The sequence below is a fragment of the Streptomyces sp. 3214.6 genome (assembly GCF_900129855.1).
Lineage (GTDB): Bacteria > Actinomycetota > Actinomycetes > Streptomycetales > Streptomycetaceae > Streptomyces > Streptomyces soliscabiei.
The window spans coordinates 394,103-407,620 of record NZ_LT670819.1; the positions used below are offsets into that span (position 1 = coordinate 394,103).

A 13,518-nucleotide genomic window follows, 5' to 3' on the forward strand; every position below is an offset into this window, starting at 1 on the left:
TCACGTTCTCCGAATCGCACCAGCTGCACTTCGGTGGCGCGACGGATCGGGGCGACTCGTGGTCGACCGCGGTGTGATCTCTTAGCGTCACGCCGGCAGGAGCACGGGCTTGACGGTGGTTCCCGCGATCGCGTCGGATTCCGCCTGATTGATGTCGTCCAGGGAGTAGGTACGGACGAGCTTCTCGAACGGGAAGAGTCCGCGCTCCCAGAAGCGGAGCAGTCTCGGCAGGAAGAGCTGGGGGACGGAGTTGCCCTCCAGGGAGAAGGTGAGGGTGCGCCCTGCCAGCATCGCGGGCGGGACGGAGACCTCCTTGCTGCCGACACCGACCAGCACGGCCTTGCCTGGCCGGGCCAGGCATGCCACGGCCGTGCGCATCACACCGGGGACGCCCGTGGTGTCGAGGGTGAAGTCGACGCCCGGACCACCGTTGACGATCCGCGCGAGTACGTCGTCGGTGTCGCCCAGGACCGTGCGTGTCGCACCGAGTTCAAGGGCGAGGTCGAGACGGCCGGGGACGAGGTCGACGACCACGATGTCGGCCGCACCGGCGATCTTGGCCGCCATGACGGCGGCGAGGCCGACCGCGCCCGCACCGAAGACGGCGATCGACTGGCCGGTGCTCGGCGCCATCTCGTTGAGTACCGCGCCCGCCCCCGTCTGGAGCCCGCAGCCCAAAGGCCCCAGCAGTTCGAGCGGGAGTTCGCGGTCCACGACGACGGCGTTGCGCTCGGTGGCCACGGCGTGCCCGGCGAACGAGGACTGGCCGAACCACCGCACCGCGAGCGGGGCACCGTCCCGGTCCGTCGCTCCGTGGGTGCCGTCGGTGCGCCGGCCCGTCATGTTGCGCTGCGAGAACTCGGTGCAGTAGGCGGGTGCCCCGCGCAGGCACGTCGCGCACCAGCCGCAGGAGTCGAAGCTGAGCAGGACATGGTCGCCGACCTGAATTCTGGTCACCGCGGATCCGACCTGCTCGACCACCCCGGACCCTTCGTGCCCGAGCACGACGGGTCCGAGCCGGGCCGCGACACCGGGGTCACGGGGCATCATGTCGGTGTGGCACAGGCCGACACCGGCGATGCGTACCAGGATCTCGTCCGGGCGCAGCGGGCCCAGCTCGACGTCCTCGACGGCGAACGCGCGGTCGTGTCCGCGCAGTACCGCCGCGCGGGTAGCCGTCATCGGGTGCTCACCGACTTGGCCCGCACCAGTTCCACGGCCTCGTACCAGCTGCCGCGGGCGGCGATCAGCCGCCGCAACTTCATGATCAGTCGGGGTTCGTCGAGGGTGGCGGCCCCGATCACTCGGTCGCCGGTGCGATAGAGCGCGGTGAACCGGTCGTCGTCCGGCAGGCTGTCGACGAACTTGACGCTCTCGGCGGTCGCGGTGCCGACGAACTGGATGCGCCGGCCGTACCAGTCACTCCAGAAGTACGGGACCGTCTCGTACCCCTGCGCCTTCTCGGGGAAGAGTGCGTTCAGGGCTGCACGCGCCCCCTGGTCGGCTGCGTTCGTCCAGTTCTCCAGGCGCATGGTGGTGTCCATGAGCGCATTCGGCCAGTGCACGAGGTCGCCGGCGGCGTACACGTGCTCGTTGGACGTGCGCAGTTTGGCATCGCACACCAGGCCGCCGTCGACGGGGTGGAGTTCCAGCCCGGAATCGCGGAGCCAGCCGGTGGCCGGTGCGGCGCCGACGCCGACGCCGAGCAGATCGGTTTCGAGGGTCTCGCCGGTACTCAGAGTGACGGCGGTGATGTGCCCGTCACCGACGATCTTCTCCAGCGCCGTGCCGCGCAGCAGTCGTACTCCGTTACGCCCATGGAGGCCGGAGACCGCGGCACCGACGGTTTCGCCGAGGGCGCGGACCAGCGGAGTGGCGGCCGCCTCCACGATCGTCACCCGGGCGCCGAGTGTGCGCGCCGAGGAGGCGACCTCCGAGCCGATGAAGCCCGCGCCGACGATGACCACGTTCTTCGCGTCCCGCAGCGCGTGGCGCAGCGCGGCCGCCTCCGAGAGCGTGCGCAGGGTGTGCACGCCGGTGAGCGGGGGTGTCTCGGCCAGGGGGCGGGCGTCCGCGCCCGTCGCGACGATCAGCTTGTCGTAGGCGAGGGGCGCGCCGCCGACGGTGACGGTCCGGGAGGCGAGGTCGACACCGGTGGCTTCCGCTCCGAGGCGCAGTTCCACGTCGAGTCCGGCGAGTTCCGCCTCGTCGATGTAGAAGGTCGGCTCGGCGTCCTGCTCGGTGAGGAACGACTTCGACAGGGGAGGGCGGTCGTAGGGCAGCTGATGTTCCCGTCCGACCAGTACGATCCGGCCGCGGAAGCCGCCTCGCCGCGCGGCCTGGACGGCTCGCAGTCCCGCGAGGCAGCCACCGATCACCACGAGACCGGCACCAGTGGTCGACGTCATGGCCATCAGTCCTCGACGATCGAGAGGGCGAGCGCGGGACAGGCGCGCACGGCGTCCTCGACTTCCGCCCGCTGTGGGTCGTCGATGTGCTCGCGCAGGAGGACGAGACCGCCGTCGTCGCCCACCTCGAAATAGTCGGGTGCGACCGACTCGCAGATGCCGATGCCGGTGCAGCGGCCACGGTCCACCTTGATCTTCATGTCATGTGTCCTTACTGAACTGAATTGCCGGTGATGAATTGCTAGTTGGGGATGACGACGGGCAGGTGGCGGATGCCGTGGATGAATTCGCTCTGGAGCATTTCCGGCTCGCCCACCCGCATGTCGGCGAGTTTGGTGAGGATGTTGGAGAAGAGGGCGCGCAACTGCGCCTTCGCGATGCCGTTGCCGAGGCAGAAGTGGACGCCTCCGCCGCCGAAGCCGTAGTGCGGGACGGGCGTCCGCCTCAGGTCGAAGCGGTGCGGCTCGTCGAACACCTCCTCGTCGCGGTTGGCCGAGGCGTAGAAGACGACGACCTTGTCGCCGGCGAGGATCTCTTGGCCGCCGAGTTCCAGGTCCTGGGTCGCGGTGCGGGCGAACTCGACGACCGGTGAGGCGTGGCGGATGAACTCCTCGATGGAGGCGGCGATACGGCCGTCGAAGTCCTCCGTCAGCCAGGCCTTCTGGTCCGGGTGCTGCCACAGCTGGACGACACTGTGCGAGGTGGTCTGCTTGGTGGTGTCGTTTCCGGCCACGCTGAGCAGCAGCATGGCCGACTGGATGTCGTCGTCCGAGAGCGGCTTGCCGTCGAACTCGGCCTGTGCGAGCGCCGTCGCGATGTCGTCCGTGGGGTGGGTACGGCGGTGCCGGACGAGGTCGACCCCGATCTCGCGCAGCACTCGTATCTGCTGCATCGCGAACTGGGTGCGGTCCGTGCCGCCGTTGATCTCCGGGTCGTCGGCCCCGACGAAGCGGTCGCCGGCCTCGGCGAACGTCTCGACCAGCTCCTCGGGGACACCGACGAGGTCGGCCACTGTCATCATCGGCAGCTTCGCCGAGACCTCGGTGACGAAGTCGATCTCGCCGGCCCCCATGACGCGGTCGACGATCCGCGCGGCGCGCTGTTCGATCAGCCCGCGCAGCCGGTTCACGGCCTTGGGGGTGAACCCTGCGCTCATGATGCGGCGGTAGCGCGTGTGCTCCGGGGGGTCCATGGTGAGGAAGGTCGGCGACGGCACGAGCGAGGGGTCCGTCGGCCGGAACAGGACCGAGCGGCCGTGCTTCTTCGAGTCGGAGCTGAACAATTCGTGGTTGCGGCTCACGAAGGCGACGTCCTCGGCACGTACCACGGCCCAGAAACCCGGCTCCCCGTGCACCTCGGGCGGAAGCTCGGGGGTCTGAAGCGGAGGATGCCAGCTCACCGGTGCGTTCTTCCGCAGCCAGCCGAACGTCTCTTCCCGCTCGACGAAGGACCGCGACCAGAATTCGACGCTCGATATGTCCTTGTCCGTAGTGAACGGGCGTGGGTGTGTGGGTACCGGCATGGTAAGTGCCTCTCGCTGTGCATTTTCCTCGATGGCAGTCACGAAGGTAACGCGCCGGGATGGATTGGTAAACCCCTGTAAACCAATAATTTCGTGCGAGGGTGTATGGAACAATGACGGCCTGGTGGAGCGGACGAAGAGGGGCCACGCGTGACGAAGAAATCGACCGGCGAGTCGGCTGAGCAGGCCGTCGGCCCACGGGGCGGTTCCCGTCGCACGCCCAATCGAAAGGGCGAAGGCGGACGCCTGCGGGGCGACCTGCTCGACGCCGCTGCTCGGGTGCTGGCCGAGAAGGGGCCCTCGGGAGTGACACTGCGGTCGGTGGCCAGAGAGGCCAATGTGACCGCACCCGCGCTCTACCTCCACTTCGAGGACAGAGGCGATCTGATGTGGCACCTCCTGCTCAGGGCGTGGGGCGAGCTCGCGAAGGTGATGGATCAGGCCGACCGAAAGGCAGCCGGCGAGGGGCCGTTCGCGCAGCTGGAGGCACAGCTCGCCGCCTATGTCGAATACGCGACCAGGAACCCGACCAACTACGAGTTGCTGTTCTCGGCCTCTCCCGACCACGCCCGTGTGGCACAGGAGGACTACGCCACACCCTGGCCGGTCTACGACACCCTGGAGCGGGCCGTCGCACGGTGCCGTGAGGCAGGCTTCGTCATGCCTCTGGGGCAAGACGACGTCGATCCGACGACCGTACTGCTGTTCGTCATCGCTCACGGCCGGGTCGCCCTGGGCCATGCGACGAAACGGCCTGCCTTCCAGGGGAAGGACGACGCTCAGGCGTTCGTCGCCGCTTCGTTGCGCGCGCTCGTCAGGCCGCCCGCGTCTTCCTGACCGGAGCGCCCCACCTGCATGCATGATCCCTTTCAGGGGGATCACCCGCGCGGTCGCTCTCGTCACCTCCGGTTCAGGCGATGCCGTAGATGCTCTTGAGCTGCTGGTAGGCGGCCAGACCCTCGGGGCCGAGTTCGCGGCCGAGGCCGCTGTCCTTGACGCCGCCGAAGGGTGCGCCGAGGTCCAGCGCGTATCCGTTGACGCCGACGCTTCCTGTATGGACCCGGCGGGCGACAGCGAGGGCGCGCTCAATGTCGGTGCCCCAGACGGTGCCGCCGAGGCCGTAATCGGAGTCGTTGGCGATACGGACGGCGTCGTCGACATCGTGGTACGGCAGCACGCACAGGACCGGTCCGAAGATCTCCTCGCGGGCCGGGGTGAAGTCGTTGTCCACGTCCGCGAAGATCGTCGGCTCCACGAACCAGCCGCGGTCGAGGCCCTGCGGCCTACCGCCGCCGGTGGTGATCCGCCCGCCTTCCGCGCGGCCCTTGGCGATGTAGCCCTCGACGCGCTCGCGCTGCCGTCGCGAGACGAGCGGGCCGACGCGCGTCCCCTCGTCGAGCGGGTCGCCGATGCTGAGGGAGCCGAAGTAGTCGGTGAGCAGGTCGACCACCTCGCCGTAGCGGCTGCGCGGGGCGAGGACGCGGGTGCCGATCAGACAGGTCTGCCCGTTGTTGTTCAAGGTCGCGCGGAAGAACGCGTCGAGGTTGGGCTCCAGATCCGCGTCGTCGAGGACGATCGCGGCGGACTTGCCCCCCAGCTCCAGCGTGACCGGACGCAGCAGCCTGCCGCACTGCTCGGCGATTGCCCGGCCGGTGGCCGTGGAACCGGTGAAGGCGACCTTGTCCACGCCGGGATGACCGACGAGGTAGCCGGAAGCCTCACGGTCGGCGGGCACGACGTTCACCACGCCGGGTGGAAGGCCGGCCTCCCTGACGGCCTCGGCCAGCAGGAAGGCGTCGAGGGCGGTCTCCGGCGCGGGCTTGAGGACGACCGTGCAGCCTGCCGCGAGGACCGGCCCCAGCTTGAACATGGTCAGGGTCTGCGGGAAGTTCCACGGCACGATCGCGGCGACCACCCCGACCGGGGCACGGCGTACGACGGTGGTGCCGTTGCCGGCCACCGCCGGGCGGGACTCCTCGACGCCGGTCTGCCGGGCAAGGGCGGCGTAGTACCGCAGTACGGCGGCGCCGATCACGGCCTCCGAGCGGCGGCTGGTCACGATGGGCATGCCGTTCTCACGGCTGACGAGCTGCGCGAACTGCTCGCCGCGCTTGCCGAGCATGTCGGCGAGCCGTTCCATCGCCTCGGCCCGGCGGTCCGGCTCCCATGTCGCCCACCCGGTCGGGTCGTCGAAGGCGCTGCGGGCAGCGGCGACGGCAGCGTCGACATCGGCCGACACCGCCTCCGGTACCCGTCCGATGGGCTCTTCGGTGGTCGCCGAGGCGACGGTGATCGTCGCGGCCGACGACGGTGCGATCCAGTCGCCGCCGATGAACAGAGAGCCGTATATGTGTTCCATTGTTTGCATGCTCCTTCGGAAGTGCAGGTCCGGTCGGCGGACGTAGAACTTGCCGTCGGCACGGACCGTGATGTCGCTGAGGCGGACTGCAGGGGTGCGGACGATGTCGATGGCGACGAGCACAGGGGCGATGTGCTACTCGCCGAGTTCGGCCAACTGGAGGGTCGCGTCGCGGAACGGGGGCTGCTGCGCCTGCTGCAGGGGCTTGAGTCCGGCCGCCGACTGGAGCGTGCAGGAGGCGGCCGCCTCATGCGTCGACCACCCTGCCCGCTCCCGCACCGCGAGATCGTTTGCACGCTCGGCGAGCCCGCTGGGGTCGGCCGACTTGTCGAAACCCGGATCAGCGATGATGGTGAGGAAGACCCCGCTGTGGGTCACGACGTCCTCAACCCGCCGGCCCGGCTTGGGACATGAGAAGCCCGGCCTTTCAAGGGAAATTAAAGGGTGCGGGTCAGGGGATACGGGCGACGGACTACGCCGCCGTCCTGTTCGGTGCGTCGGGGAGCAGCCCCGCCTTTGCCTGGCGCTGCAGTTCACGGGCCGACTCGATCAGCTTCACCGCGTCGGGGCCCCACATCAGCCGCAGCATGTGGCGTTCCGTCTGCGGCTGCTGGGCCAGCCAGATCAGCGGCAGCATGGTCTTGGTCGATGCGACGGCCATGGCGTTCTTGACCGGTCCCATGCCCATGTTGCGCCGGGTCCTGCCCGAGACGGCACCCAGGATCGCGTACCGGAACAGCTTCTGACTCAGCAGCAACTGGGCCCGGATGCGCAGCTGGGAGACGTGGAAGTTCTTCTTGATCGAGTCGTGTTGGATCTTGTGGAAGCTCTGTCCGGTCGCGGGGATGACGTCCATGGTCCGGCTGGGCTTGAACATGTCGTCGTACTTCTCGTAGAGCGCCTTCAGCTCGGCCATGGTCGTGGGGATCTCTCCCTCGGGCGAGTCGAAGAGGCGGCAGTACACGGCCACCTCGGCGATGTACTGGTCGCGCTGCTCGGGGGTGAGGCGGTGCGGGGCCTTGCCGTCGCGGAAGGCGAGGTTCTCGTAGACCCACAGCATGGTGTGCATCTCGGTGAGCGCCGCCCACATGGCCTCGCGCGGGCCGTTGGCCTGGTAGCCGCCGAGCTCGGGATGGGCGATGTCGATGAGGTCACCGGCCACCTTGGCGTGGATGTTGTGCAGGTGCTGGGCAACGCGGCGGGCGGTGGGGGTGTCACCGAGCCACATGGGGGCGTGGATCCCGGAGTTCCGCTGCTGCCGGTCGAAGCGGTCGAAGATGGTGAGTTCGCCCTTGCGGGCCTTGCGCGAGATCGGGTCCCAGTCGCGCACGCCCGCCAGGATCGGCTTGTACGTCAGCTGGAGCACGAACTGCGCGGGGCTCTGGAAGAAGACCGTGGCCGGGTGCAGCAGCACGTCCCACGCTATGCTGCCCGGCCCGAACACGCCGTAGTCCGGCGTCCCGTCCTCCTTGAGGGAGCCGCCCGCGGGGGTCGGCTCGCCGAACCGGCGCCACCGTGACTCGGTGCCGAGCATGCGCTCTTTGGTGACGACCGGGTCGACCCGGCCGGCAGTCTTCGGGCTCTTGTCTGTGGCAGCCATACCGAACTCCTTTGTTCACCGATGGGCGAGGAAGGCGCTGGACCGGGCGGCCGTCGTCTCCGGCGCAACGCTCCCGAGGGGCCCGCCGAGTCGGGCCGTATGAGACCGAGGCGACTCCCTCAAAGACGCTTGCTAAGCGTTCAGCAATGATTTGGAAGATAGTAAGCTCGGCACATGCCGTCAACCCCGCTGAACTCCGAAACCGCAGCTCCCGCCCCGCCGCGCACCAAGCAGGAGCGGCGCGACCAGGCGGAACGAGCGCTCCTGGACGCCGCGAGTCGGCTCGTCGCGCGCAGGGGTGTTGATCAGACCTCGGTGGCGGATGTCGGCGCGGAGGCCGGATACAGCCGAGGGCTGGTCAACCACCACTTCGGATCCAAGGTGGTGCTGCTGCAACGCGTGGCGCGAGAGAGTCAGCGGGGGATTGTCGAGATCATCGACGGCCTCACCGGGGATCCGCTGGAGTTGCTGGTCGGGCTGGTCCGCTCCTACCTCACCTGGGTCGCCCGGGAGCCAGAGGCCGCCCGTGCCTTCTTCGCGCTATGGGGTGCGTCCCTGCCCGAGGAATCGGTCGTGCGGGAGGTGTTCGTGGAGTTCGACCGCGGCATCCGGGCCAAGGTCGAGACGTACGTGCGCTCCGGTCAGGAGGACGGGACGGTCAGGACGGACGTCGACCCGGCCGGCGTGGCGGCCGCGATCACCGGGATGCTGCGCGGCACCGCGGCCCAACTGCTGGTGGCACCCGAGGCGTTCGCCCTGGAGGCCGCGTCCACCACATGTGAGCAGTTCGTCCGCCGCATGCTGGCCGCGCACGGCGAAGCCCGCCGCTGAACGTAAACGGGCCGTCACGCGCAGCACAGGACCGGTGAGACAGGCCGCTGCCGGTGTGGAGAACGAGACTGTCGGTCCGCAGCGCAGTCCGACTCGACATCAAGCCACACCTGATGCCCCGAGCACTCCTGTCGATCAGGACGGCCGCGAAGAACGGGCCACTCCAGCTCAACGCCCTCGAGCTGCTGATCGGGCACCTCCTGTCGGCCCCGGTCCACCGCTCACACGCGGCTGCACCGCACTCCGCACGCACCGCACTACGGGGAGCACCGCCAACGAGGGGCACCTCGCCCGCCATGTGGACCTCGTGATGTAGGCCGGGCTGGTGGAGAGGGGAGAGTCGATGACGCTGCTCACCTGGTGGCGTTGCACCCTGCCCTCCTCGAGGGCGGTTCAGGTGGCGGCGCTGGAACGGAGCCTCGGCAGCAAGGTCGTGGCGCGCAGCACCCGCGGGGTCACGCCGACCGAGGCCGGACGGATCATGGTCGAGGCCGCCGAGTCGGTCAACGCGGGGCTGGAGCACGCCAGACGGCAGGTCGAGCGGCTCGACACGGGCCGGACGAAGCTCACCGTCGCCACATTCACCAGCGGTGGCCGGCTGCTGCTGCCCGCTGCCTCCGCCCGGCCGACCGCCGCGCACCCGGACACCGAGCTCCATGTCGTGGAGGCCGAGCCGGAGGGCAGCCTGCCGCTGGTCGGCAGAATGTCGTGGACCTGGCGCTCGCCTACCACTTCCACGGCCCGCTGCCAGGTCGGACGGGCGCGAGTTCCGGCGTGAGGTGGACGGCCCCGTTGTCTGTCGTCCTGCCCGAAGGCCACCGACTGGCCGACCGCGACCGGATGGGAATCGCCGAATTACTGGCTGTCCAACCTGCCAGCCGACACCCCGATCGCTGACCTGGTCCGTCTGGCCAAGGTTCGCTGGCGCATCGAGCACAACTACCGCGAACTCAAACACGGCCTGGGGCACTTCGAGGGCCGGTCCTGGCCTGGCTGGCACCACCACGTCACCCTCGTGACCGCCGCCCACGCTTTCCTCACCGAACTACGCCTGGCCCCAAGGCGCCCGAACCGGTCTCACTCTCTACCAAGTCCTCGACGCACTACAGGACGTCCTGAGGTATTGGACCGGCACCTGCACCACCTGCCATCAGCCCCTGCCCAGCCGGACACACAGCACATCAAGATCGAGACAGACCTAACGGAGTCCTGTGAAAAGTTAGGCTGAATTCGCTGATGTCTCACATCAATGAGAGCGATGCGGGGGTCGCCGTGAAGTTGTCGAACCTGGATCTGAACCTCCTCGTGTCGCTCGACGTGTTGCTGGAGGAGCGTTCGGTGACGCGCGCCGCCGCTCGCCTCGGCTTGTCCCAGCCCGCCCTCTCGGGCGCGCTCGCCCGGTTGCGGCGGCACTTCGACGATCCGCTGCTCGTCCGGTCAGGCAATACGTCCGAGTTGAGCCCACTCGCCCAGGCCCTGCGGCTCCGCACGGCTCACGCACTGAAGGAGGTCGAGCGCGTGTTCGCCAGTGAGGCCGTGTTCGATCCGGCGACATCCACGCGGACCTTCACCCTGCACGCCTCGGACTACGCCATGGCCGTGCTCGGTCCGCGGGTCGCACAGGTGCTCGAGGACCGGGCTCCCGGTGTCATGCTGCGGTTCGAGAATCACCCGAACACCGTGACGGACAGCCCGACCGACTGGCTCCGCGGGATGGACGGCATGATCGTTCCACGCGGATACGTGTTCGACCTGCCGTCGAGCGACTTGTTCACCGACGAATGGGTGTGCGTGGTCGATCAGGACAACGACGCCGTCGGTGCTGCCCTGACCATGACGGACGTCACCGAGCTGCCCTGGGTACTCACCCACCACGGACCGACCCGCTTCCTCTCCGCCGTGCGGCAACTGGAGCAACTGGGAATCGAGCCCAGGGTCCAGGCGGTCGTCGAGAGCTTCCTCGCCCTGCCGTTCTACATCGTCGGGACCCGTCGACTCGGACTCATTCAGCGTCACCTGGCCGACATACTGGCTGCCCGTCACCGACTCCGGGTGCTCGCATGTCCCTGGGACGTGGTGCCGGTGGTGCAGGCGCTCTGGTGGCATCCGCTGCAAACTCGCGAGCCGGGGCACGCGTGGCTGCGCTCGGTCCTCACCGACACGAGCCGGCACCTCGACCGGCGGACGTGACGTTCCCGCCCGCCGCAGTGATCCCCGCGCGACATTCGTCTGCCTTATACAGGGCATCAGTCTTTTCAGCTTCCCTGATGTGGTCGGCCGGGCAGACAGTAGTGGCGTCACAGTAAACGGAAGGACCGCTCATGGTTGCTCCTCTTGCTCTCGCCACGGTCGTAGACGCTCACGTGGAACGTCCCGCGCTGGTCGTCGATCTCCACTGGGGTCCCGACCGGCGGGACCTCTCCTGTCCCGGGCCGACCGTGCACACGCCACGGCAGGACTCCCCGATCGTGGAGCAGCCGTGAACACCCCGCAGACGCCCGCCCCGGGCAGGGACCTCGCGATCGACGTGCACGCCCACTGCTTCATCGCTGAGGTTGAGGCGCTGGTCGCCGACGAGCCGGGACTCGCCGAACTCCACGCGCTCGAGGCACGGCGCCACGGCGCGGAATCGATGACAGTTTCGGGGCAGATGGTCCGGGCGGCCATGCCCGCGCTGACGACTGTGGAGCGGCGCCTGTCCGACATGGACGCGGCGGGCGTGGACGTGCAGGTCGTCTCGCCGTCCCCGTCGCACTACCACTACTGGGCGCACCCCGATCTTGCGACCGAGGTGTGCCGAGCGGCGAACCGCGGTGTGGCGGCCGTCGTCGCCCAGGCTCCCGACCGGCTGGCGGGGTTCGGACTGGTCCCACTGCAGCATCCCGATCTGTGCGTCGCCGCTCTCGACGACGCTCTCGGTCTCGGTCTCAAGGGCGTCGAGATCTCCTCGTTCGCCCCCGGCGTCGAGCTGTCGGACGCACGGCTCGACCCGTTCTGGGCGCGGGCCGCCGAGACCGCCGCTGTGGTGTTCCTGCACCCTCTCGGCTGTTCGCTCGACGAGCGACTCGACCGGTTCTACCTGGCCAACACGGTCGGACAACCGGTCGAGAACGCCGTCGCCCTCTCGCACCTGATCTTCGCGGGGGTCCTGGACCGGCACCCGAACCTGCGGGTGATCGCCGCGCACGGCGGCGGCTACCTGCCCACCTACCTCGGCCGCTCCGACCACGCCTGGCAGGTGCGCAGCGACGCCCAGCAGTGCGCCGAAGCACCCTCGGCGTACCTGCGCCGGATCTGGTTCGACTCGCTCGTCTACAGCCCGCAGGCGCTGCGCGCACTGGTCGCCGCCGTCGGCGCCGACCGGGTCGTGCTCGGCTCCGACCATCCGTTCGACATGGGCGTGCCCGATCCGCTTGCCCGCCTCGACGCCGCCGGACTGGACCCGGCCGACCGCGCCGCGATCGCCGGCGGCACCGCGCAGAAGCTGGGGCTGGTCCCCGGGTGTTCGAAGGATGAGCAGATGGGCAGGTCGGTTCCCGGCGGTTCCACCTCTGCTCTCTCCGGCAGGCGTTCATGACCAAGACCAGCCAGGCGCGCCGTACCGGATACCCCTACGCCAAGGTGCCCGCGCTCACCGCGATCTTCTGGGTCGCCAAGTTGCTCACGACCGGTCTGGGGGAGTCGGCCTCGGATTTCATGTTTCTGGGCGGACACTGGATCACGCTGATCGTCACCGCTCTCGCGGTCGTCGGGGCTTTCGTGTGGCAATTCCGGACGTCCTGGTACCAGGCGGTCCCGTATTGGACCGCGGTCCTGGGCGTCGCTGTCTTCGGCACGGCCGAAGCCGATATTGTGACCTACATCGTCGGCGTGCCCCTGCCGCTGGTGACCGCCGGCTACGCCGCTGCCACCGCTGCTGTACTCGCACTCTGGTACCGGTCAGAAGGGACGCTCTCGGTTCACAGCATCACCACGCGGCGCTGCGAGACCTTCTACTGGCTGACCGTCATGTGCAGCTTCGCCCTGGGCACCGCGGCGGGTGACCTGACAGCCAGCACCCTGGGACTCGGCTTTGTGGGCTCGATGGCGTTGTTCGGCGTCGCCATCGTGGTTCCGTGGATCCTCCACCGCCGCGGAACCCTCCATTCGGTCACGGCTTTCTGGGCGGCATACGTCCTCACCCGGCCGCTGGGCGCCTCGGTGGCCGACTGGCTCCTCAAGCCCGTCCACGCCGACGGTGAAGGGGGCGGTGGGATCGGCCTCGGGTCAGGCGCGGTCACCTTCGGAGGGCTCCTACTGTTCATGCTCCTGGTCGCCTATCTCGCGATCAAGCGCCCTGACGTGCAGGATCCGATCGAGAGTATCGACGCCCAGCGCGTGGCCTCTCCCGCCGAGACGCCGAACGCCTGACCAGGGAAAGTGCGGGACCGGCCGACGCCGCCGCTCGTGGTCATGGCACCCATTGCCGACGTGATCCGGGCGTCGCCGGCCAGGAGCCTGCGGGACGCCGACCGCGTCGCGCGCCGCGGCGGCCGCATGCGCCCTCGCCGTCTCCGAAGTGAGAGACGCTCACTGAGCGCACGGCTCGGGGTCTTTCGCGACCGCGCCCCTGCTCTCACCGACGCTCCGGGGGATCGATGGAGTCAGCGGGAGGCCGGAGCCCTGCCGACTCCGGGGACGTCTGCCTACGGTAGCCGCCAGGTGAAGTAGTCCGTCGAAGCGCAGCACGGCGTCCTCGTTGACCGCCTCGGAGCGGCTGTCGGTGCGCAGCAGGATGGCGCGGGCACCGGGCGCAGCG

Annotated in this window: 14 protein-coding genes and 1 pseudogene; 8 read left to right on the forward strand and 7 right to left on the reverse strand. The window is 69.0% G+C overall.

Annotation, left to right across the window (positions count from 1 at the left end; all coding sequences use genetic code 11):
• Window positions 1-87: 87 nt before the first annotated feature.
• From B5557_RS01620 to B5557_RS01635, 4 genes are read right to left on the reverse strand one after another with little or no spacing between them, the layout of a single operon-like run.
• A complete protein-coding gene (locus B5557_RS01620; RefSeq protein WP_079657422.1) occupies window positions 88-1,182 on the reverse strand; it encodes an NAD(P)-dependent alcohol dehydrogenase in 1,095 nt (364 codons plus the stop codon).
• Window positions 1,179-2,408 (reverse strand): NAD(P)/FAD-dependent oxidoreductase, encoded by a 1,230-nt coding sequence (locus tag B5557_RS01625; RefSeq protein WP_079664522.1) that lies wholly within the window; start codon window positions 2,406-2,408, stop codon window positions 1,179-1,181. Before B5557_RS01625 ends, B5557_RS01620 begins: the two co-directional genes overlap by 4 nt.
• 5 nt (window positions 2,409-2,413) lie before the next feature.
• A complete protein-coding gene (locus B5557_RS01630) occupies window positions 2,414-2,608 on the reverse strand; it encodes a ferredoxin (RefSeq protein WP_079657423.1) in 195 nt (64 codons plus the stop codon).
• Window positions 2,609-2,649: 41 nt separating this feature from the next.
• Window positions 2,650-3,930 carry a cytochrome P450 gene (locus B5557_RS01635; protein WP_079657424.1) on the reverse strand — a complete coding sequence of 427 codons (1,281 nt, stop codon included), beginning with the start codon at window positions 3,928-3,930 and terminating at the stop codon, window positions 2,650-2,652.
• Window positions 3,931-4,080: 150 nt separating this feature from the next.
• Here B5557_RS01635 and B5557_RS01640 point away from each other — a divergent pair, with 150 nt between their 5' ends.
• Complete coding sequence (locus B5557_RS01640) at window positions 4,081-4,767, forward strand: TetR/AcrR family transcriptional regulator (protein ID WP_079657425.1); 687 nt, start codon at window positions 4,081-4,083, stop codon at window positions 4,765-4,767.
• A gap of 73 nt (window positions 4,768-4,840) precedes the next feature.
• Here B5557_RS01640 and B5557_RS01645 read toward each other — a convergent pair whose 3' ends face one another.
• From B5557_RS01645 to B5557_RS01655, 3 genes are all read right to left on the reverse strand, one after another.
• The gene (locus B5557_RS01645) at window positions 4,841-6,289 is read right to left on the reverse strand and encodes an aldehyde dehydrogenase (RefSeq protein ID WP_099938437.1); all 1,449 of its coding nucleotides are present in this window, start codon (window positions 6,287-6,289) and stop codon (window positions 4,841-4,843) included.
• Window positions 6,290-6,424: 135 nt separating this feature from the next.
• Window positions 6,425-6,667 carry a hypothetical protein gene (locus tag B5557_RS01650; RefSeq protein WP_079657426.1) on the reverse strand — a complete coding sequence of 81 codons (243 nt, stop codon included), beginning with the start codon at window positions 6,665-6,667 and terminating at the stop codon, window positions 6,425-6,427.
• A gap of 94 nt (window positions 6,668-6,761) precedes the next feature.
• Window positions 6,762-7,889, reverse strand: a complete 1,128-nt coding sequence (locus B5557_RS01655; protein ID WP_197697280.1) for an oxygenase MpaB family protein — start codon at window positions 7,887-7,889, stop codon at window positions 6,762-6,764.
• A 174-nt stretch (window positions 7,890-8,063) separates the two neighbouring features.
• Here B5557_RS01655 and B5557_RS01660 point away from each other — a divergent pair, with 174 nt between their 5' ends.
• From B5557_RS01660 to B5557_RS01680, 7 genes and pseudogenes are all read left to right on the forward strand, one after another.
• A complete protein-coding gene (locus B5557_RS01660) occupies window positions 8,064-8,720 on the forward strand; it encodes a TetR/AcrR family transcriptional regulator (RefSeq protein WP_079657427.1) in 657 nt (218 codons plus the stop codon).
• 343 nt (window positions 8,721-9,063) lie between these two features.
• Window positions 9,064-9,498 carry a LysR family transcriptional regulator gene (locus tag B5557_RS01665; RefSeq protein WP_331716814.1) on the forward strand — a complete coding sequence of 145 codons (435 nt, stop codon included), beginning with the start codon at window positions 9,064-9,066 and terminating at the stop codon, window positions 9,496-9,498.
• Window positions 9,499-9,540: 42 nt separating this feature from the next.
• Window positions 9,541-9,813, forward strand: a pseudogene (locus B5557_RS44675) (IS701 family transposase); the annotation flags it as partial.
• A 179-nt stretch (window positions 9,814-9,992) separates the two neighbouring features.
• Window positions 9,993-10,910 (forward strand): LysR family transcriptional regulator, encoded by a 918-nt coding sequence (locus B5557_RS01670; RefSeq protein WP_173877627.1) that lies wholly within the window; start codon window positions 9,993-9,995, stop codon window positions 10,908-10,910.
• A gap of 131 nt (window positions 10,911-11,041) precedes the next feature.
• The gene (locus B5557_RS43465; RefSeq protein ID WP_159424307.1) at window positions 11,042-11,203 is read left to right on the forward strand and encodes a hypothetical protein; all 162 of its coding nucleotides are present in this window, start codon (window positions 11,042-11,044) and stop codon (window positions 11,201-11,203) included.
• Window positions 11,200-12,297: an amidohydrolase family protein gene (locus tag B5557_RS01675; protein ID WP_197697281.1), complete on the forward strand. Its 1,098-nt coding sequence runs from the start codon at window positions 11,200-11,202 to the stop codon at window positions 12,295-12,297. Before B5557_RS43465 ends, B5557_RS01675 begins: the two co-directional genes overlap by 4 nt.
• Complete coding sequence (locus tag B5557_RS01680; protein ID WP_079657429.1) at window positions 12,294-13,130, forward strand: COG4705 family protein; 837 nt, start codon at window positions 12,294-12,296, stop codon at window positions 13,128-13,130. Before B5557_RS01675 ends, B5557_RS01680 begins: the two co-directional genes overlap by 4 nt.
• Window positions 13,131-13,518 lie beyond the last annotated feature (388 nt).

What these genes read in the sequence shown, in the direction of transcription:
- B5557_RS01620 (WP_079657422.1), bottom strand. Translation starts at nt 1,182, where the DNA reads ATGACGGCTACCCGCGCGGCGGTACTGCGCGGACACGACCGCGCGTTC.
- B5557_RS01625 (WP_079664522.1), bottom strand. Translation starts at nt 2,408, where the DNA reads ATGACGTCGACCACTGGTGCCGGTCTCGTGGTGATCGGTGGCTGCCTC.
- B5557_RS01630 (WP_079657423.1), bottom strand. Translation starts at nt 2,608, where the DNA reads ATGAAGATCAAGGTGGACCGTGGCCGCTGCACCGGCATCGGCATCTGC.
- B5557_RS01635 (WP_079657424.1), bottom strand. Translation starts at nt 3,930, where the DNA reads ATGCCGGTACCCACACACCCACGCCCGTTCACTACGGACAAGGACATA.
- B5557_RS01645 (WP_099938437.1), bottom strand. Translation starts at nt 6,289, where the DNA reads ATGGAACACATATACGGCTCTCTGTTCATCGGCGGCGACTGGATCGCA.
- B5557_RS01655 (WP_197697280.1), bottom strand. Translation starts at nt 7,889, where the DNA reads ATGGCTGCCACAGACAAGAGCCCGAAGACTGCCGGCCGGGTCGACCCG.
- B5557_RS01660 (WP_079657427.1), top strand. Translation starts at nt 8,064, where the DNA reads ATGCCGTCAACCCCGCTGAACTCCGAAACCGCAGCTCCCGCCCCGCCG.
- B5557_RS01665 (WP_331716814.1), top strand. Translation starts at nt 9,064, where the DNA reads ATGACGCTGCTCACCTGGTGGCGTTGCACCCTGCCCTCCTCGAGGGCG.
- B5557_RS43465 (WP_159424307.1), top strand. Translation starts at nt 11,042, where the DNA reads ATGGTTGCTCCTCTTGCTCTCGCCACGGTCGTAGACGCTCACGTGGAA.
- B5557_RS01680 (WP_079657429.1), top strand. Translation starts at nt 12,294, where the DNA reads ATGACCAAGACCAGCCAGGCGCGCCGTACCGGATACCCCTACGCCAAG.